This is a genomic window from Rhizobium altiplani, from assembly GCF_001542405.1.
GTDB lineage: Bacteria > Pseudomonadota > Alphaproteobacteria > Rhizobiales > Rhizobiaceae > Rhizobium > Rhizobium altiplani.
In genome coordinates, this window is the sequence record NZ_LNCD01000091.1 from 86,993 (window position 1) to 105,525 (window position 18,533).

General features: G+C 61.7%; 24 protein-coding genes. 16 read left to right on the forward strand and 8 right to left on the reverse strand.

Annotated features, from left to right (window positions below; translation table 11 throughout):
* Positions 1–9: 9 nt before the first annotated feature.
* A complete protein-coding gene (locus AS026_RS22030; RefSeq protein WP_018858887.1) occupies positions 10–810 on the reverse strand; it encodes an inositol monophosphatase family protein in 801 nt (266 codons plus the stop codon).
* A gap of 216 nt (positions 811–1,026) precedes the next feature.
* Here AS026_RS22030 and AS026_RS22035 point away from each other — a divergent pair, with 216 nt between their 5' ends.
* Entirely contained in the window at positions 1,027–1,605 is a 579-nt protein-coding gene (locus tag AS026_RS22035; protein ID WP_062371809.1) for a TetR/AcrR family transcriptional regulator, read from the forward strand.
* 70 nt (positions 1,606–1,675) lie between these two features.
* A complete protein-coding gene (locus AS026_RS22040; RefSeq protein ID WP_062371811.1) occupies positions 1,676–2,416 on the forward strand; it encodes a 3-oxoacyl-ACP reductase family protein in 741 nt (246 codons plus the stop codon).
* A 56-nt stretch (positions 2,417–2,472) separates the two neighbouring features.
* Here the strand turns inward: AS026_RS22040 and AS026_RS22045 are convergent, their stop codons facing one another.
* Together AS026_RS22045 and AS026_RS22050 are read right to left on the reverse strand one after the other, a co-directional pair.
* Entirely contained in the window at positions 2,473–3,555 is a 1,083-nt protein-coding gene (locus AS026_RS22045) for a tetratricopeptide repeat protein (RefSeq protein WP_062371841.1), read from the reverse strand.
* Positions 3,556–3,565: 10 nt separating this feature from the next.
* Positions 3,566–4,219, reverse strand: coding sequence for a thiamine phosphate synthase (locus AS026_RS22050; protein ID WP_062371814.1), 654 nt, complete (start codon positions 4,217–4,219; stop codon positions 3,566–3,568).
* 107 nt (positions 4,220–4,326) lie between these two features.
* Here AS026_RS22050 and AS026_RS22055 point away from each other — a divergent pair, with 107 nt between their 5' ends.
* On the forward strand, positions 4,327–5,091 hold the full coding sequence (locus tag AS026_RS22055) for a sulfite exporter TauE/SafE family protein (protein WP_062371817.1): 765 nt from the start codon (positions 4,327–4,329) through the stop codon (positions 5,089–5,091).
* A 69-nt stretch (positions 5,092–5,160) separates the two neighbouring features.
* A complete protein-coding gene (locus tag AS026_RS22060) occupies positions 5,161–5,421 on the forward strand; it encodes an ArsR/SmtB family transcription factor (protein WP_018858893.1) in 261 nt (86 codons plus the stop codon).
* A 154-nt stretch (positions 5,422–5,575) separates the two neighbouring features.
* Here AS026_RS22060 and AS026_RS40225 read toward each other — a convergent pair whose 3' ends face one another.
* Positions 5,576–5,749, reverse strand: coding sequence for a YdcH family protein (locus tag AS026_RS40225; protein ID WP_018858894.1), 174 nt, complete (start codon positions 5,747–5,749; stop codon positions 5,576–5,578).
* Positions 5,750–5,979: 230 nt separating this feature from the next.
* Here AS026_RS40225 and AS026_RS22065 point away from each other — a divergent pair, with 230 nt between their 5' ends.
* The 8 genes from AS026_RS22065 to AS026_RS22100 all read left to right on the forward strand — a co-directional run bounded on the left by AS026_RS22065 (position 5,980) and on the right by AS026_RS22100 (position 12,868).
* Positions 5,980–6,183 (forward strand): YdcH family protein, encoded by a 204-nt coding sequence (locus AS026_RS22065; RefSeq protein WP_025660870.1) that lies wholly within the window; start codon positions 5,980–5,982, stop codon positions 6,181–6,183.
* 16 nt (positions 6,184–6,199) lie between these two features.
* Positions 6,200–6,694 (forward strand): 5-(carboxyamino)imidazole ribonucleotide mutase, encoded by a 495-nt coding sequence (gene purE, locus AS026_RS22070; RefSeq protein WP_018858896.1) that lies wholly within the window; start codon positions 6,200–6,202, stop codon positions 6,692–6,694.
* On the forward strand, positions 6,691–7,767 hold the full coding sequence (locus tag AS026_RS22075; protein ID WP_062371820.1) for a 5-(carboxyamino)imidazole ribonucleotide synthase: 1,077 nt from the start codon (positions 6,691–6,693) through the stop codon (positions 7,765–7,767). Before purE ends, AS026_RS22075 begins: the two co-directional genes overlap by 4 nt.
* A 164-nt stretch (positions 7,768–7,931) precedes the next feature.
* Positions 7,932–8,057 carry a type B 50S ribosomal protein L36 gene (gene ykgO, locus AS026_RS22080; protein ID WP_003582204.1) on the forward strand — a complete coding sequence of 42 codons (126 nt, stop codon included), beginning with the start codon at positions 7,932–7,934 and terminating at the stop codon, positions 8,055–8,057.
* Between the two features lie 103 nt (positions 8,058–8,160).
* On the forward strand, positions 8,161–8,775 hold the full coding sequence (locus AS026_RS22085; protein WP_062371821.1) for a tetratricopeptide repeat protein: 615 nt from the start codon (positions 8,161–8,163) through the stop codon (positions 8,773–8,775).
* Positions 8,776–8,838: 63 nt separating this feature from the next.
* Positions 8,839–9,912 carry an alpha/beta fold hydrolase gene (locus AS026_RS22090; protein WP_062371823.1) on the forward strand — a complete coding sequence of 358 codons (1,074 nt, stop codon included), beginning with the start codon at positions 8,839–8,841 and terminating at the stop codon, positions 9,910–9,912.
* A 99-nt stretch (positions 9,913–10,011) separates the two neighbouring features.
* Positions 10,012–11,751 (forward strand): gamma-glutamyltransferase, encoded by a 1,740-nt coding sequence (gene ggt, locus AS026_RS22095; RefSeq protein ID WP_062371826.1) that lies wholly within the window; start codon positions 10,012–10,014, stop codon positions 11,749–11,751.
* Between the two features lie 142 nt (positions 11,752–11,893).
* On the forward strand, positions 11,894–12,868 hold the full coding sequence (locus AS026_RS22100; protein ID WP_018858901.1) for a threonine ammonia-lyase: 975 nt from the start codon (positions 11,894–11,896) through the stop codon (positions 12,866–12,868).
* A 34-nt stretch (positions 12,869–12,902) separates the two neighbouring features.
* Here AS026_RS22100 and AS026_RS22105 read toward each other — a convergent pair whose 3' ends face one another.
* The gene (locus tag AS026_RS22105) at positions 12,903–13,700 is read right to left on the reverse strand and encodes an SDR family NAD(P)-dependent oxidoreductase (RefSeq protein WP_062371828.1); all 798 of its coding nucleotides are present in this window, start codon (positions 13,698–13,700) and stop codon (positions 12,903–12,905) included.
* A gap of 119 nt (positions 13,701–13,819) precedes the next feature.
* Here AS026_RS22105 and AS026_RS22110 point away from each other — a divergent pair, with 119 nt between their 5' ends.
* A complete protein-coding gene (locus AS026_RS22110; RefSeq protein WP_062371830.1) occupies positions 13,820–14,764 on the forward strand; it encodes a GlxA family transcriptional regulator in 945 nt (314 codons plus the stop codon).
* On the opposite strand, the gene AS026_RS22115 is transcribed toward AS026_RS22110, so the two are convergent.
* Complete coding sequence (locus AS026_RS22115) at positions 14,755–15,684, reverse strand: LysR substrate-binding domain-containing protein (RefSeq protein WP_018858904.1); 930 nt, start codon at positions 15,682–15,684, stop codon at positions 14,755–14,757. The two genes, AS026_RS22110 and AS026_RS22115, sit on opposite strands and share 10 nt — an antisense overlap.
* A 108-nt stretch (positions 15,685–15,792) precedes the next feature.
* Between AS026_RS22115 and AS026_RS22120 the strand changes: the two genes are divergently transcribed.
* From AS026_RS22120 to AS026_RS22130, 3 genes are read left to right on the forward strand one after another with little or no spacing between them, the layout of a single operon-like run.
* Positions 15,793–16,212 (forward strand): tautomerase family protein, encoded by a 420-nt coding sequence (locus AS026_RS22120; protein WP_062371832.1) that lies wholly within the window; start codon positions 15,793–15,795, stop codon positions 16,210–16,212.
* Positions 16,209–16,610: a cupin domain-containing protein gene (locus AS026_RS22125; protein WP_062371834.1), complete on the forward strand. Its 402-nt coding sequence runs from the start codon at positions 16,209–16,211 to the stop codon at positions 16,608–16,610. The genes AS026_RS22120 and AS026_RS22125 overlap by 4 nt, the downstream gene beginning before the upstream one ends.
* On the forward strand, positions 16,607–17,158 hold the full coding sequence (locus AS026_RS22130; protein ID WP_062371836.1) for a DUF4865 family protein: 552 nt from the start codon (positions 16,607–16,609) through the stop codon (positions 17,156–17,158). The genes AS026_RS22125 and AS026_RS22130 overlap by 4 nt, the downstream gene beginning before the upstream one ends.
* On the opposite strand, the gene AS026_RS22135 is transcribed toward AS026_RS22130, so the two are convergent.
* Together AS026_RS22135 and AS026_RS22140 are read right to left on the reverse strand one after the other, a co-directional pair.
* A complete protein-coding gene (locus AS026_RS22135; protein ID WP_062371837.1) occupies positions 17,159–17,794 on the reverse strand; it encodes a LysE family translocator in 636 nt (211 codons plus the stop codon).
* A gap of 160 nt (positions 17,795–17,954) precedes the next feature.
* Positions 17,955–18,533 (reverse strand): group II intron maturase-specific domain-containing protein (locus tag AS026_RS22140; protein ID WP_280950890.1); only part of this gene is annotated, 579 nt, incomplete at its 5' end.

The following is an 18,533-nucleotide window of genomic DNA, read 5'->3' on the forward strand; positions in this document are numbered from 1 at the left end:
AACAGCGATTTACCGAGCCGGGATCGGGCGCTTGGCGACTTCAAGCAATGCCTTCTGGATATACTCGTTGCCTGCAACCACCGAGCCCGTCTCGAGAATGGACGAGCCGCCTTCCCAATCGGACACGTAGCCGCCGGCTTCGCGGATGAGCAGGATGCCCGCAGCGATATCCCACGCCGACAACGCAGTTTCCCAATAGCCATCAAACCGACCGGCAGCCACATAGGCGAGATCGAGCGACGCCGCGCCCATGCGACGAATCCCGGCAACTTCGCCCATGACGTGCCGGAGTTCAACGAGGAACTTGCCGTGGTTTCCGCGGCCGAGGTGCGGTACGCCGCAGGCAATGACGGAATCAGACAGCACGCGGCGTGCGCCGACACGCAGACGGCGATCGTTCAGGAAGGCGCCGCCGCCGCGTTCAGCGGTGTAGAGTTCGTCCGTCGCAGGATTGAAGACGACACCAGCCACGATTTCATTGTTGCGCTCGAGCGCGATCGATACCGCAAACATCGGAATGCCGTGCAGGAAGTTTGTCGTGCCGTCGAGCGGATCGACGATCCAGCGATGCGCTCCGTCCGTGCCCTTGATTTCCTCGCTCTCTTCGCCGAGGAAGCCATAGGTCGGGCGGGCCTTCAGCAGTTCGTCCTTAACGATCTTTTCGGCCTTGCGATCGGCATTCGAGACGAAATCGCCCGGGCCTTTCACCGAGACCTGCAGGTTCTGCACTTCCCCGAAATCACGTCCCAGCGACTTGCCTGCCTTGATGGCAGCCTGAACCATGACATTGAGGAGAGCTGAACGAGCCATGTGAGCACTTTTCCTTGAGCGGTAATACGGTATGCGCTGTCAGGGCGGGAAAGGTCCCTGATCGCCGGAGAAGGCAGCGCTCGATAAGATTGGCGGCCTCAAGACCACAAAATCGGGAAAATTTCAAGAGGAGACCGTAGAACCACGACGCCGACGGAGAAATGCGACTAAGATATTTTCTGGACAGATTGATCCGGAATTGCTATTTGCGTGTCCATGGCAAGGCACAAGGAATTCGACAAAGACAATGCTCTCGACGCTGCGATCGGCGTCTTCTCCCAGCATGGCTATGAGGGCAGCTCCACCGACACCCTGCTTGCGGCGATGAAGATCAGCCGGCAGAGCATGTATGATACCTTCGGCGACAAGCGCAGTCTCTACCTCCAGGCTCTGAAGCGTTACAATACCGACAGTATTCTGCGCATCATCGCGGACATGCAAAACGGCGCGCAACCGCTTGATGCCCTGGAGGCTGCCCTGTTTGCCTTCGCATCTCGACCTGCCTCGGAGGCGTCGAAGGGCTGCCTCGGCGTCAGCGCGATTTGCGAGTTTGGCCGCACCGACGCAGATGTGGCGACCTTGACTGACAGCGCCTCGGCAATGCTTGCCAAGGCAATCTTCACGCTGGTGAAGGATGGCCAGAGGAAAGGCCAGCTATCGGCGGAAATCGATCCCGAAGCTGCCACCCAGTTTCTCGGTGCCATCCTATCCGGCATGAAAGTCAGCGCCCGCAACGGCGCAAGCCCCGAAACCCTGCGCACCATCGCCAGTCTCGCAATCCGCAGCCTTCGATAACAGCCCAATAAAAAGGGCTGATTGTCCGCACCCGATTCTAGATTAAACAGTCCAATAAGGAGAAATGAAAATGACGAAACCACTTGAAGGAAAGGTCGCAATCGTGACCGGCGGCTCACGCGGCATCGGCGCGGCGATCGTTCGCAGGCTGGCGATGGATGGCGCCTCAGTCGCCTTCACCCTTGCCAATTCCAAGGAGAAAGCTGAAGCAATCACAGCTGAGATCGAGTTGAAGGGCGGCAGGGCACTTGCCATTCAAGCCGACAGCGCGGATGCCGCAGCACTGCAGCGAGCCATCGACAAGGCTGCCGATCACTTTGGCTCCATCGACATTCTCGTCAACAATGCAGGAATCCTGTTGTTGAATAGCTTGGAAACCTTCCCTCTGGAGGACTTCGACCGCATGTTCGCCGTCAATGTGCGGGCCGTCTTTGCCGGCACGCAGGCCGCAGCGAAACATATGCATGAAGGCGGTCGGATCATCACCATCGGCAGCGTGACCGCGGAACGCAGCGGCTTTCCGACATCCGCTGTCTACAGCATGACCAAGGGCGCAGTCGCTGCGATGATGCGCGGCATCGCGCGCGATCTCGGCCCGCGCGGCATTACCGTCAACACGATCCAGCCCGGACCTACCGAGACGGACATGAATACCGATCCGCATGCCAATGAGATGTTGAAGGGGTTGATAGCCCTCGGTCGCATGGGCAAAGACCGCGAGATTGCAAGCCTTGCGGCCTATCTCGCAAGTTCAGAAGCGTCCTTCATCACCGGCGCCAGCCTGACGATCGACGGCGGCTATCTCGCCTGAGACAGAAAGCCGGCGGCACGTGCCGCCGGTCCATTCAGAGCCTTTCAGGGGTTAAATCACTGAAGCCGGCGGAATTTGTTGGCAGCATCGATGGCCGCCTTCTGCTGGTCGTCCTCGATGCCGAGATAGAAGTCTTCAAGTTCCGGGTCGGGCAGACCGGCGCGGCGCGACAGGACATACCATTTCGCGGCCTCGACAGGATCCGGCTTGGTTCCAAGCGCGTTGATATAGAGGTGCGCGAGCTTGTTCTGCGCAACGACGTTGCCACGATTGGCGGCAAGCCTCAGCCACTGGAAACCCTTGACGAAATCGCGCGGGCCGTTTTGACCGTTGACCAGCCAGATGCCAAGATCGACTTGGGCGGTGTCGAAGCCGGCATGCGCAGCACGTGCCATCCATTCGCGCGCCAGCTGCTTCTTTTCCTCCGGCAAGTCGGGCAGCGAGGCGTAAATCTCCGCCACCGCATACTGCGCGTCGGCGATGCCCTGTTCGGCAGACTTCTCATAATAAGGCAGCGCAAGCTTCAATCCCTTGTCGCCGGGATTGTCGGTCGTGAGGATCTGGCCCCAGTTGAATTGCGCCGAAGCATTTCCGCCATCGGCCGCCTTGTGCATGTATTCGTCGGCCTTGGCCTTGTCGCGCTTGACGTACCGGCCCTCGATCAGCATCAGCGCGTATTTGAACATTGCTGCAGCGTCGCCGCCTTCCGCACCCTTGCTGTACCAGAAGGCCGCGTTCTTCATGTCGCGTTTGACGCCCAGCCCGTCCGCCAGAAGCTCACCCATAAGCGTCTGCGCTGCCGGATCGCCGAGTTGTGCCCGGGGCAGAGCCTTTTCCATCGCCGTCAGATAGTAGCCGCGCTGATAGGCGCCGTAGGCCTCATCGACAACGCCCTTATAATCTTTTTCCGGCGGCAGGTCCGGCAACTTCGCACCCATGCGGTCGAAAACGCCAACGCCCGTCGAGGGTCCCGTGCCATCGGTCTGCGGCCGCCCGGCTTTGAGCGACTCTGGGGCGGTCGCCAGTGGCCGTGTCACGACATTGTCGACAACCTGGGCCGAAGCGCCATGGGTAAATCCCACCAAAATGGCGACAGTAAAGGCAGCGGACAGGCGCAGATGACGGGCTAGGATCGGCATGAGCGCGATATCAATCCTCAAACCGTGGCGCTTTTTCGTCCAAGAGCGCATTGATCTCGGCGACGATGGACGGCGCACGCCCGGCGTCCGCGAAAACCGCCAGCCGCAGCGCGACGAACTCCGCGCCGGTTTCGGCAACGGCCAGTGCGGAAGCTAGATCCGTACCGCCCATCACGATGCACGGGATCTCGATCATCGAAGCCCACCACTCGCCGAGCGCGAGGTTCTTGGGGTGCGCCTCCGGCTTGATGTCGCCGTCGAGCTTACCGAAGAAGATGTAGTCCGGTCGCTCCTCGCCGATCTCAAGCGCATGGTGGCGATCAGCGGCATTGCCGCCGCCGACGATCAGCTTGTCGGCATACTTGTCGATTGCTTCGGAAATTTCGCTCGCCGGACCGGTCAGATGCAGGCCATCCGCCTTGCTGCGCCCAACGACGCGGCTGTCGCCCGCTAGGAGTGCGGCCGCACCTGACTCCTGAATGATGGGAACCAGCTTCTCGGCGTGCTTCTGGAACTCGCCGTCATTGAGGCTGTATTGCGGTACGATCACCGAGGCGACGTCACCGCCCTTCAAGGCGACGCCGACGATCTTCGCCTGCTCGTCGACATCGGCAATGTCGGGCGCGATCAGAACTAGGCGGCAGCGGTTTTCCGGTTCGGTCATGAACTCTTTCCATTTATAGCAGGACAGGTCGTTTTGCGGCCTATCTGCACTCGTCTCGTGTGAGTAGTTCCGTTAGACGGGACTGGCAAGGGGAGGATTTCAAAAGCATGCCGATGGACTTGTCATTTTACTACGCCGCCGTTCCTGCTGTCATCCTCGTCGGATTGGCGAAAGGCGGCATGGGTGATGCCTTGTCGCTGATCGGATTGCCGTTTCTCGCTCTCGTCGTCTCGCCCGTTCAGGCCGCCGCGATCCTGCTCCCGATCCTCGTTTTCATGGACATGATCTCGCTCGTGATCTGGCGCGAACACGGCGACTGGACAACGCTGAAGATCATGCTGCCGGGCGCATTGTTCGGCATCGGGCTCGGCTGGGCGACTTCGGCGCTCGTTCCAGGCAATGCGCTTCGCGTCGTCATCGGCGCGGTCACCATCCTCTTTTGCCTTCGTTACTTCTGGAACAACTTCGGCCCGGCAGCCGGAAAGCATACGCCACCTCGAGCCCAACGGCCGCTGCTTGCGACGACGTGGGGAAGCCTGTCCGGCTATGGCAGCTTCGTCGCTCATGCCGGCGGAGCACCGTTCCAGATCTATGCCCTGCCGCTGCAGATGCAGCCACGGGAATATACGGGAACCAGCGTCCGCTTCTTCGCAATTCTCAACGCCGTCAAGCTCATACCCTACTTCGCGCTCGGCCAGCTCGACACCCAGAACCTCTCCACATCGGCTACGCTGCTGCCATTCGCGCCGCTTGCGACGATTGCCGGCGCCTGGTGCGTGCGCCGGATGAAGCCCGCGATCTTCTACCCTTTCATGTACGCCATGGCGCTGATTGCCGCCGTCCTGATCGCGAAGGAAGGCTTGGGTTTCTGACAATTTTGGGTTTCGTTGCGTCGCACAATTTCCTTGCCCGATTGCGCCGTTTGACGTAGCGTTTTCGCTATGTCGAACGTGGATCCCTTCACCGCGATAGCCGACCCTCACCGGCGCTTCCTGCTGGAGGAGTTGCGACGCGCGCCGAAGACCGTGAGCGAACTTGCCGAGGGGTTGCCGATCAGCCGCCCCGCCGTCTCCCAGCACCTCAAGGCGCTGCTGGACTGCAATCTGGTTTCGGTGACCGCAGAAGGCACCCGACGCATTTATGCGGTCAACAATCGCGGCTTCGACAGGCTCAATCTCTGGCTCGATCAGTTCTGGGCCTAGCCCGACCGCTCAAACGAAGGACGCCGGCTCGCGACTTTCCGTCGGAGCCGGCGCCATAACCGCCTGTCGAGCACGAACTGGTCTAAGCTTTTGGTGAAATTGGAGTTTTGCCCTCCTCGCCTAGGGCCGCGTTCGTTGATTTATTGCATCCTACTCAATGGAAGGATGATTTAAGGCGCTCAATCTCGTCCTTGATCCGCAATTTTCTGCGTTTGCACTCAGCTACTTCATTATCGTTTCGGGAGGGGGATGTCATAAGCGAATGCAACTCCTCCTCGAGAGCAACATGCTTTTTCTGGAGTGACTCAAGATGAGCTTGAACAGTCATTTGACCCTTCCTTCCTCTTACCTCTCCCCGGCCAACACCGCCGGAGATCCAAGGCGTCAACCCTTCGACTGTGACATATTTTTGAAGCCTTGTCGAAGGTGAAAGCAAGGAGAACACGTGGCAAAATCATGACGAACAGCCGCTAGCCGTTACCTCCAATTGGTGATAGGAGCTTGCGGAAATTATCGGCAGAACGGACGATGTCCGAAGACGGTTATGGGGAATGCAAAATGGCCGATCAGGAACAGGCGGAAATCAGGCTCATGGTCGCAAGACTGCGCCAGGAGCACGAGGATTACGACGCCGCCATCAACGCCATGATTGCCACTGGATGCGACGCATTGCGCATCCAGCGCATGAAGAAGAAGAAACTGGTCATCAAGGACAAGCTGTCCAAGCTGGAAGACCAGATCATCCCTGACATCATCGCCTGAAGGGAACGCCGTGACGATGACAGACAGACCATCCGTTGCCATCATCATGGGAAGCCAGTCCGATTGGGAGACCATGAAGAACGCCGCCGACACGCTGGAGGCGCTCGAAATTCCCTATGATGCGCGCATAATATCGGCCCACCGCACACCGGATCGCCTGGTGAACTTCGCAAAGTCCGCCCGCGATGAAGGCTTCAAGGTGATCATTGCTGGCGCCGGCGGCGCGGCCCACCTTCCCGGCATGGCCGCAGCCATGACGCCGCTGCCCGTTTTCGGCGTCCCGGTCCAATCCAAGGCACTGTCAGGTCAGGACAGTCTTCTTTCCATCGTCCAGATGCCGGGCGGCATCCCGGTCGGCACGCTTGCCATCGGCAAGGCGGGTGCGATCAACGCCGCTCTTCTGGCAGCAGCCGTACTGGCATTGTCGGACGAAGAGATTGCCGACCGGCTCGACGAATGGCGCGAGCGCCAGAGCGCGGCGGTGGCCGAATATCCGATGGACGACCTATGACCGTAAGAACGATCGGCATCATTGGCGGCGGCCAGCTCGGCCGCATGCTTGCCATGGCCGCTGCACGACTGAACTTCCGCACCGTCGTCCTGGAACCGCAGGCCGACTGTCCAGCAGCGCAGGTCGCCAACGGACAGATCGTCGCCGCCTACGACGATCCTGCAGCGCTGGCCGAACTTGCGAAGGCTTGCGACGTCGTTACCTATGAGTTCGAGAATGTCCCGGTAACCGCCGCCGAAACCCTTGCAAGCAAGGTCCCGGTCTATCCACCGCCGAAGGCTCTCGAGGCCGCACAGGATCGGCTGGTCGAAAAGCGCTTCATCAATGGATGCGGCATCCCGACGGCGGGCTTCCACGCGGTCGACAGCCAAGCCGATCTCGAAGCGGCCCTGAAGGACTTCGGCGGACGCGGCGTCCTCAAGACCCGCCGCCTCGGCTATGACGGCAAGGGACAGAGAGTATTCCGCTCCGCAGCCGATGCGCCGGATGGCGCCTTTGCAGCACTCGGCAACGTGCCGCTCATTCTCGAGAGCTTCGTTGCCTTCGAGCGCGAGATCTCGATCATCGCGGCGCGCGCGGCCGACGGCACCGTCGCCTGCTACGACCCAGCCGAAAACATTCACCGCAATGGCATCCTGCACACGTCGACCATACCCGCTTCCATCGCTGCGGAAACGGCAGCCGCCGCCAGCGAAGCCGCCGAGAAGATCCTGGCGGCGCTCGGCTATGTCGGTGTCATCGGCATCGAATTCTTCGTGCTCGCGGACGGCAGCCTGATCGCCAATGAAATGGCGCCCCGTGTCCACAACTCCGGTCACTGGACGGAAGCCGCCTGCGTCGTCTCGCAATTCGAGCAGCATATCCGTGCCGTCGCCGGCCTGCCGCTCGGCAATGCCGACCGCCACTCGGACTGCGTCATGCAGAACCTGATCGGTGACGATATTCTGGCCCTGCCCGACTGGCTGCAGCGACCCGACACGCTGGTCCACCTCTACGGCAAGACGGAATCCCACCCCGGCCGCAAGATGGGCCACGTCACCACGTTGACCGCAAAATTGCCGGTTTTTCCCTGACAAAAGCCGCTTCGGCCACGGGAAAAACACCGTCATGTGGTTGACACAGCGGAACCGTCGGGTTATCTGCACGCCCAACCTGAAGAGCGCGCCCTGAGCGCGCTTTTGAATGTAATAGATACGGGCGAATGTGAATTCCCCCTCAAACATCGCGGATCAAAACAATGAAGATCAAGAATTCGCTCAAGTCGCTCAAGGCTCGTCATCGTGACAACCGCCTGGTTCGCCGCAAGGGCCGCATCTACATCATCAACAAGCTGAACCCGCGCTACAAGGCTCGTCAGGGCTGATATAGCGCGCCTGTACGGCTTCGTGGCATTCTGCGCCCGCCGTCCGGGGATTGCTTCTGCAATCAAATCAAATTGCTTTGATCTTCAGCGATGGCGGGCTACTATGTCCGCCATGCGCTTTTTTGCTATGACCTGCGCGGCGATGCCGCTGTCCCTTATCTTGTTCGCTCCTGTTTTTCCTGCCGCAGCTGCGGACAAGGATGTCATCGTCGAGCAGCCGGACGCAAACCTCTCACCCAAGCAGCATGTGAATCAGCTCTTCGAACAGCTGAAGCGCGAGCGCGACCCTGACAAAGCAAGCGGTATCGCCGATGAAATCCGTACCGAGTGGAACGACTCGGGCAGCGCGACCGTCAATCTCCTGATGCAGTGGGCCGACAAGGCGATCCAGGAGAAGCGCACCGCCGCCGCCCTCGACTTCCTCGATCAGGCGATCGCCCTCAAGCCGGATTACGCAGAGAGCTGGAATCGCCGGGCGACGCTCAACTACGCCAATGACAACTATCGCAAGTCCATGTCCGACATCGAGCGCGTGCTTGACATCGAGCCCCGTCACTTCGGCGCGCTCTCCGGCATGGCCGCCATTCTAATGGAAACGGGCAACGACGCGCTGGCCCTGAAAGCCTGGGAACGTTTCCTGGCGATCTATCCTGCCAATCGAAGCGCCCAGGAGCAGATGAATACACTCTCCGAAAAGCTGGCCGGCAGCCGCACCTGATCTTGACGGCGGCGCGCGCAGCCCAATCTTAGCCTCGGTTACGTGATTTCAGCAGATATTGCCATGCTTGCCGAAGCCTCCGCTTTCATTGCCTCTGTTGCCGCCGCTGTCGGCTACTCCGTCTACATGGAACGGCAGTTCGAGGCCAACTATCCCAACATTGGCGAACGTACCGATATCGGCGGTTACCAGCTGAATGCCGTCCATGTTCCACGTCCCGAAACCGCCGATCTACCGCCGCTGGTCTTTATCCATGGAGCAGGCGGCAACCTGCTCGATCAAGTCGGCGCCTTCCTGGGACCGCTTCACGGCCGCGCCGAGATGCTGTTCGTCGACCGGCCGGGTCATGGCTACTCGGAACGCGGCGGTCCCGAGAATGCCCTGCCGTCCGGACAGGCGGATGCGATCGCAACGCTGATGGAGAAGCGGGGAATCAAACGAGCCGTCATCGTTGGCCACTCCTTCGGCGGCGCCATCGCGGCCGCCTTCGGCGTGCGCCATCCCGACAAGACGGAAGGTCTGCTCTTTCTCGCCCCCGCGACTCATCCCTGGCCGGGCGGCATCGATTGGTATTATCACCTGGCTGCAATGCCCATGCTCGGCTGGCTCTTTACCCACGCCATTGTCGTGCCGCTAGGTTTGCGACGGCTGGAGCAGGCGACGATGAACGTCTTCCGTCCCAATCCGCGCCCGGAAGACTATATCGCGAAGACAGGCCCCACCTTGGCGCTGCGTCCGCGCGCCTTCTACAACAACGCCATCGACTGCACCCGCCTGCTGGCTTACCTCAAGGCGCATTCTCCGCAATATTCCAGGATCACCGCACCTGCTGTCATCATCACCGGTGACAGCGATGCCATCGTCTGGGAACACATTCATTCGCAGGGGCTGGCCCGTGATATCGCCGGCTCCGAACTAGTGACGATACGCGGCCTCGGCCACAAGCCGGACTATATGGTCACCGACGTCGCCATTGCCGCCATGGAGAAGATCGGCGGCGCCGCTCGCGACCTCCAGGCCGCCGCCCGCCAGGCCGAGCACCGCCTGGGGCATGAAAAGCCCGCGCGGCCAACAGACATTGTCGCGCCCTTCGGCGATCCAGCCAGCCTGTCCGGGCCCGTCGCAACCGAAAACTAACCTTTCAGCAGCGGAACACACACCACTGCTGAGCGCGGTGCATTGCCGAGCGCTCGTTGCGTCCCATATCCATCGCACCGTCATGCTTTGAGGGAAGTCATGGATCAGCCCAACATCAGAATATTCGCGGTTGCCGCCGCACTGTCGCTCTCGCTTGCACCGTCGGCGTTCGCCGCCTCGCCCGCGCCCGCTGAATCCGAGCATGGCATGGTCGTAACCGCCCAGCATCTGGCGACCGACGTCGGCGTCGATGTGCTGAAGAACGGCGGCAATGCCGTCGATGCCGCGGTTGCCGTTGGCTACGCCCTCGCCGTCGTCTATCCGACGGCCGGCAACATCGGCGGCGGCGGTTTCATGACGATCCGGCTGAAGGACGGGAAGACGACATTTCTCGACTTCCGCGAGCGCGCGCCGCTCGCAGCAACCAAGACGATGTATCTCGATGCCAAGGGCGATATCGTTCCCCGCGCCAGCCTCGACGGCTATCTCGCCGTCGGCGTGCCCGGATCCGTGATGGGCTTCGAGACGGCGCGAGAAAAATACGGCACGAAGTCGCGACAGGATCTGCTGGCGCCGGCCATTCGCTACGCCAAGGAAGGCTTCACGCTGGAACAAGGCGACGTGGCCAACATTTCCGGCAGCGCCAAGAGGCTTGCGAAGGATGAAGCCGCTGCAAAGGTCTTCCTGAAAGCAGAAGGAAAGCCATACGCCGCAGGCGAAAAACTGGTGCAACCCGACCTCGCCGCCGTTCTTTCCAGCATCGCCGACAAAGGGCCTGACGCTTTCTATAAGGGCATGCCGGCCGACGCGATCACCAAGGCGAGCCAGGCGAAGGGCGGCATTCTCGCCAAGGAGGATTTCGAGCAGTACGCGGTGCGTGAACTGAAGCCCGTCGAATGCAGCTACCGCGGTTATGACATCATCTCCTCGCCTCCCCCCTCCTCCGGTGGCGTCATCATCTGCGAAATCCTCAACGTGCTCGAGGATTACCCGCTCTCCTTCCTCGGCTACGGTTCTGCTGAGACGGTTCACCTGATGGTAGAGGCGATGCGCCATGCCTATGTCGACCGCAACGCTGCCCTCGGCGATCCCGACTTCGTGGAGAACCCGATGTCGACATTGCTCGACAAGAGCTACGCCAAGGCGATCCGCGCCAAGATCGATCCCTATAAATCCGGCACGTCGGCCGACCTGAAGCCGCTCGGAGCCAAGGAAAGCGTCGAGACCACGCATTATTCCATCATCGACGATGAAGGAAATGCCGTCGCGGTCACCTATACGCTGAATGGTTCCTTCGGCGCTGGCGTTGTCGCGCCCGGCACCGGCATCCTGCTCAACAACGAGATGGACGACTTCACCTCGAAGCCTGGCGTTCCGAACCTCTACGGTCTCGTTCAGGGCGAGGCCAATGCGATTGCGCCGAAGAAGACGCCGCTCTCCTCGATGAGCCCGACGATCGTGACCAAGGACGGCAAGCCCTTCATGGTCATCGGCAGCCCCGGCGGATCGCGCATCATCACCATCACCCTCGAGGCGATCCTCAACGTCATCGATTTCGGCATGGACATCAGCCAGGCGGTCAACGCCCCACGCATTCACCACCAATGGCAGCCGGACAAGATCTATCTCGAGCCCTACACGCTCTCGCCTGATACGATCCGGGCGCTGATCGCCATGGGCCATACACTGGATGACGGCAGCGGCCCGCCGCAATGGGGGCAGGCCGCCGGCATCCTTGTCGGCGGAAAGAGCCTCGCCGATATCGAGAAGGGTGGCGGCGCACGCTACAACGGCGCGATGGACAGCCGCGCCTCCGAGGGCTCCGCCGGCGGATACTGATTGTCGGATGCGAGCGCGGAGGTAGTCGCCATTGATGCCGGCGCGTAGTCTCGCGCTTTTCGTGTCACGGTGACAAAGTCGTCGTTCACAAGCATCACGTGTAGCCTTATGCAGGGGCGTACCGTCATTCGAAAGAGTCTCCATGACCAGCATTGAAATGATCGTTGCCGCCCGCGCCCGTCTGCGCGGACATGCGCGCCGCACGCCCCTTCTCTCCTCTCCCTTCATCGACGAGCTTGCCGGACGGCGGGTGTTCGTGAAGGCCGAGTGCCTCCAACATACCGGCTCCTTCAAATTCCGCGGAGGCTGGTCCGCCGTTTCCGCACTCGATTCGGCCGTACGCGCGCACGGTGTCATCGCTTTCTCGTCAGGCAATCACTCGCAGGGTGTGGCGCTCGCCGCCAAGCTTCATGGCGTGCCTTCGGTGATCATCATGCCGTCGGACGCCCCGAAACTGAAGATTGCCAACACCCGCGCCCTCGGCGCCGAAGTCGTGCTCTACGACCGCGCCACACAGGATCGCGACGCCATCGGCGCCAAGCTTTCGGGCGAACGCAAGCTGACCCTGATCAAGCCGTTCGACGAGCCCCAGGTGATCGCCGGCCAGGGCACGACGGGTCTCGAGATCGCCGAACAGGCGGAAGAGGAAGGCATCAAGGCTGCCGAGGTGCTGGTGCCCTGCGGCGGCGGCGGCCTGACGTCGGGGATCGCGCTTGCGCTCGAGGCTAGCGCGCCTGCGTTCCGCGTGCGTCCCTGCGAGCCTGAAGGCTTCGACGATACGACACGGTCGCTGGCCTCAGGCAAGATCGAGCGCAACGCGGCGATGACCGGCTCCATCTGCGATGCGATCATTACCCCACAGCCCGGCAATATCACCTTCCCGATCCTGCAGCGCCTTGCAGGCCCCGGTATCGTCGTGACAGACGAGGAGGCGCTTCGCGCCATGGTGATAGCCTTTGTGCGACTGAAGATTGTCGTCGAACCGGGCGGCGCGGTTGCCCTTGCCGCAGCGCTGTTCCACGGCGATGAGATGGAGGAAGACAACGTCGTCGTCGTCACCTCGGGAGGCAACGTCGACGCCGATATCTTCGCCGGCGCTCTGGCCCGGCACGGGTAGAGGCAGAACAAGCCTGCCCACCCCGTCTCTTACGCTACGCAGCCTTGTAGCGCGCCGCGGGTGCCGACCGTGACAGGTTCGGCATCAGCGCCTGGCGTGCATCCTCGTAGGCCTTCAGCAATCCGGCATCCTCGAGGGCCGGGATCGTCGCGAATTCACCTTGGTCAAAGCCGGAAAGAGACGCATCCACCATGTCTTCCGCCTGCATGACGATCTCGGTCGGCAGGTGTTCGACCGGCGTACCGGCAATGCCCCAGAATTCGGTCGCCGTCGCCCCCGGCAGCACCGCCTGAACGCGGATATTCTTATCCGCCAGCTCGTGCTTCAGCGATTGGCTGAAGGCAAGAACGAACGCTTTGCTTGCCCCATAGACCCCATTCAGAACTTCAGGCGCGATCGCCACGATCGACGCAATGTTGATGATCGAGCCGCCGCCGCGGGCCGTGAAACCGGGCACGGCTGCGTAGGTCAGCCGCATCAGCGCTGTAACGTTGAGATCGACCATCGCCTGCATCTTGTCGACATCGGAGGCCAGCAGCGGCGCGGTGCCGCCGACGCCGGCATTGTTGACCAGAAGGGTGATGCTGCGGTCGTTCTTCAACACCGCCTCGACACGCGCCAGATCAGCCTTGTTGCCGAGATCGGCAGGCACCGTTTCAACCGTCCTGCCCGTCTCCCGGGTCAACTTGGTCGCAAGCTCGGAAAGGCGCTCGGCATTGCGCGCGACTAGAATGAGATCGTAGCCCCGCTTTGCGAGCCGGTGGGCGTAGATGGCGCCGATCCCCGATGATGCGCCCGTAACGAGTGCGGTTCCTTTCTGCTGCTCGGTCATTGTCGTTCTCCGTGTTGGGCAACAGCGCCTGCTGTTGGCCTGAGGAGAGTCTTACGCCTGATTGCCAATGTCTTGAATGTCATATAAACAACCTTTTAGGACAAACGGAGTTTCGAACCATGCAGCGCATTGCCGTCCTGCTCTTTCCCGGCTTTCAGATGATGAGCCTCGCCGCCATCTCCGCCTTCGAGTTCACCAACCTCGAACTCGGCGAACAGGTCTACGACATCGCCTATCTCTCCGAGACCGGTGGGCCGGTGCGCGGCTCCTTCGGTGTCACGATGGAGACGACGCGGTTCGACGATCCCGCTTTCGATACGCTGCTGGTGTCGGGCGCCGTCGGCATCAAGCTGCCGACCCCAGGAGAAGGCGAATTCATCCGCAACGCGCTTGCCGCCTCCCGCCGCGTCGCCTCGATCTGCACCGGTGCATTTCTGCTTGCCGACGCGGGTGTGCTGGACGGCCGGCGCTCCACGACGCATTGGCTGCTCGCTCGAGAGCTGCAATCGCGCTACCCCAAGGTCAGGCTCGAGGAGGATCGCATCTTCATCATCGACGGCTCTGTCTGGAGCTCGGCGGGCATGACAGCCGGGGTCGATCTGGCACTTGCCATGGTTGAGAAGGATCACGGCGCCGACATCGCCCGCGCCGTTGCCCGCAAGCTCGTCGTCTACCACCGCCGGGCCGGCGGCCAGTCGCAGTTTTCCGCGCTGTTGGAACTGGAACCCAAATCGGACAGGATCCAGAAGGCGCTGGCACATGCGCGCAGCAACCTGAAGAACACGCTATCCGTCGAAGAACTGGCAGAAGCAGCGGCGCTCAGCCCCCGCCAGTTCAGTCGGATCTTCCGCGCCGAGACAGGGCAATCGCCCGCAAAAGCGGTGGAGAACCTGCGCCTCGAGGCGGCCCGGCTGATGATGGAACAGGGCCGGCATCCGATCGACGTCGTTGCCACGGAGACAGGCTTCGCGGATCGTGAGAGGATGCGACGCGCATTCCTGCGCGCTTTCGGCCAGCCACCGCAAGCGATCCGCCGCAACGCGCAGCGCGAATATCAGGCATAGGCTCTCGCCGCCGGGCGGACCGCCTGCGGCACGACGTCAGCGACGGCCTCCCGCACCGATTGCAACATGATGGACGCAAGCCGCGCCGTCGCCGGCCCAGGCTCCGCCTCGGCGCGATGCAGGACGAGACCGAGCGAGGAAAGCTCCGGCAAGCCGGCTGCGTCTGCGACAAGCGGCTTGACCTTTCGCGGCAGCCCGATCGGTGTGCGGATGGTAATGCCGAGCCCAGCGGCCGTCGCCGCCCACAATCCGCCGAGGCTCGGACTGACGAAGGCAAGCCGCCACGGAATGCCCGCCGCGTCGAGCGCCTTGGTCGCCGCGGAGCGCAACAGGCACGGGGCTTCCAGCGAGGCGAGCGGCATCGGCTCGCCGCCGCCGAGGCTCCAGTCAACAGCTGCTTCCGCCGGCCCGATCCAACGCATCGGGACTTCGGCGATCTGCTCGCAATGCGGCGTCAGCGTGCCATCGCTCCACGCGAGTGCCAGATCGAGCTTTCCTGATGTGACGCGCTCGATCAGTTCGACATTGCGCACCACGCGCGCCTCGATGCGGACCTTCGGATGCGCGCGCGCAAAACGGCCGAGCACGTCGGGCAACAAGACCTCGCCGAAATCCTCCTGCAATCCGAGCCTCACCCAGCCTTCGAGCTCGATGCTCTTTACGGCTGCAGCCGCTTCGTCGTTGAGTTCCAGCAGCCGCCGCGCATAGGCCAGCATCGTCTCGCCGGCATCGGTGAGCGCAAGGCCGCGCCCCGCCTTGCGGAAGATCGGCGTGCCCGCCTGCTCCTCGAGCTTCTTCAACTGAGCGCTGACCGCCGAGGTCGAGCGGCCGAGCCGGTCAGCCGCTCGCGCGAAGTTGCCGAGCTCCATTCCGGTCGCAAAGGTTCTGAGAACATCGAGATCGAAGATCGTCCGTCGCATCACTTTCGTCCCGTTTTTGTGAATCGTAAGTTCAAATAATTCTGATTTTCAGCATTATCGTGGCGTGCGATGCTTCTCCTGTCAAGAATTCACTCAAAGGAACTCGCCATGCCTTTTGTTCGTATCTCTCTACTGCGCGGCAAGACGCCGGAGTATTTGCGCGCTGTTGCGGACAGCATTCATCGCGCCATGGTCGAGACGTTCAACGTGCCGCCCGCCGATCGTTTCCAGATCATCCACCAGCATGAACCGGGCGAACTGATCTTCGACCGCAACTATCTTGCCGGACCGCGTTCCGACGACTTCGTGCTTTTCGCCATCACCGCCGGAAAGCCGCGCTCGACCGAGACCCGCCAGGCCTTTTTCAAGCGGGCCACCGAGCTTCTCGGACAATCGCCGGGAATCCGGCCGGAAGACATCATGATCGTCGTCACCACCACATCACCGGATGAATGGTCGTTCGGCGACGGAAAGGCGCAGATGAGCGAACCCGGCTGGGAAGCCCGCGCCTTCGGGAGTGCGGCATGATGGGCAACCCTGAACGTATGACGATCCAGCGTCCGGGCAATGCCGTCCGCTCGCCCGTCGATATTGCCACCGCACCCTTCTGGGTGGAGATGCTGCTGGAAGGAACAGCCGACGGCGAGAACACGGCGATGCGGGCGACGCTCGATCCGGGCACGATCACACGCTGGCACACGCATCCGCGCGGGCAGCTGCTCTATGTTCTATCAGGCAAGGGTCTGGCGCAACGCGAAGGTGGGGCAGTCGACGAATTGCTGGTCGGAGATGCTGTCTGGTTCGCCGCCGGCGAGAAGCATTGGCACGGCGCCGGACACGACAGCCCGTTCAGCTATCTCAGTATTCAGGCAACCGAAGCCGGCCGCAACGTCGACTGGCTTGAGCCGGTGGAGATCCTCTCATGATGGCGATGCAGTACAGCTTCACCCTTCCGGCCGATTACGACATGTCGATCATCGACCGGCGCATCCGCGACAAGGGACCGATGCTGGACGGATTTCCCGGTCTCGGCTTCAAGGCCTACCTCAGTGCCCGCAGAGGCGAGTTCGGATCCCGCGAAAACCTCTATGCGCCCTTCTATCTCTGGCAGCAGCCGGAGCGCGCCAGCGACTTTCTTACCGGCACCGGCTTCGAGGGACTGATGCAGTCCTTCGGCTGGCCTCGCGTGAAGACCTGGATCGCATGGCACGCGGAAACCGCCTCCGCGATTGCAGAGGCAAAATTCGTTACCACAGAGATAGTCGCCATCGAGCCCTATTCCCCGCTCGCCGAGATCAGAGACGTGGAGGTCAGGCAGGCGCAACGAGAAGCACGACAGGCCGACGTCCTGGCCTCGGTTTCGGCCTTCGAGCCAACCAACTGGACGCTGGTGCGCTTCAGCTTGCGCCGATCGGCGCCGCTCATTGCAGGTTCAGGCCAGATCTATCGTGTCGGACACGTATCACTGCCCTAATCAGGCCGCCGCCCGACGATAGAGCGCAAGCGAACCGGCCAACGCCAACAGCGCGCAGCCGCACGCGCGCTCAAGCCACAACGCGCCGTTCGTCGTGAGGAATCGGACGGCCTGCACGCCGAACACGGCATAGGCCAGCATGATGATGAAATCGAGGGAGGCGAACACCAGTGCCAGCACGCCATACTGCGTTGCCTGCAGGCCGGTCGGATCGATGAACTGCGGTAGGAAGGCCGAAAAGAAGAGGTAGCCCTTCGGATTGGTGACTGCGACCATGAAGCTCTTCAACGCGATCGAAACCGGCGTGCCGCCCGCATCCGCCGCCTCCTGCCTCAACGCCGCATCGATCGTGCCTTTCGACCGCAGCATCATGATCCCGAGAAACGCCAGATAGGCTGCCCCAACGTACTTCAGGGCCGAGAACCAGAATTCGGAAGCCGCAAGCAGTGCCCCGAGACCGATCGCAACGGCGCCGATCAGGACAAAATCCGAGAGCACCGCTCCAACCATGCCGGCAGCGGCACGCCTGACACCGTAGCGGGAGCCGTTGGTCATTGCCAGGAGTACCGTCGGCCCCGGCGTGGCAATACCCACGAAGGAAACGACTGCGAACGCAAGAAGTGTGACTGTCTGCATGGTGCCCTCCCGATCTCTGCAGGGGAAACTTGCATGTGCATCGGCCATACACAAGGGGCGTGGGCTGACTGAAATCGGCATAGGGGACGATCGATGTGATCGCACCCCTGCCACACCACCCGGCATGCGGGTCCGCACCGGGCGGTTCGAGAGATTGAGGTTAGACGAGCCTGGGCATTCCAAGTTGGTCAGCCCATCTAATGGTGAGGGTGGCGTTAAGGAGCTTGCCGCTGTTGCGCCACCAGCGACCGGCATTTGCTGCCACTTGCTGGGCCACCCCAGGTTTCGCTCCCCTTGCCATCATTTCCCGAAAGATCGTCCTGCCGTGCTTCCATTGCTTGAGCTGGATTGCCCTCACACGATGGCGCATCCACTCGTCCAGCGCTTGCCAGACCCGAGGTGTTTGCGCCAGCCGGAAGTAGGCTTTCCATCCGCGCACGAAGAGGCGCAGCCGTTCTGCCACCGCTTTCAGGGATCGACCCGTCACGCGCGGTGTCAGTTCGCGAATGCGCTCCTTGAACGCCTTGATTGCCTTGTCGGCAACCCGTCTCTTGACCACCCGCCCTGGTGCTTTGAAGAAAGCATAGCCGAGGAATTTGCGGCCGAAGACGGTGGCAACGGCGCTCTTGGTCTCGTTCACCTTAAGGCGAAGTCGGCCATAGAGACGCCGCAGCAGAGCCATCACCCGCTCGCCCGCCCGCTGTGACCGCACGTAGACGTTACAGTCGTCGGCATAGCG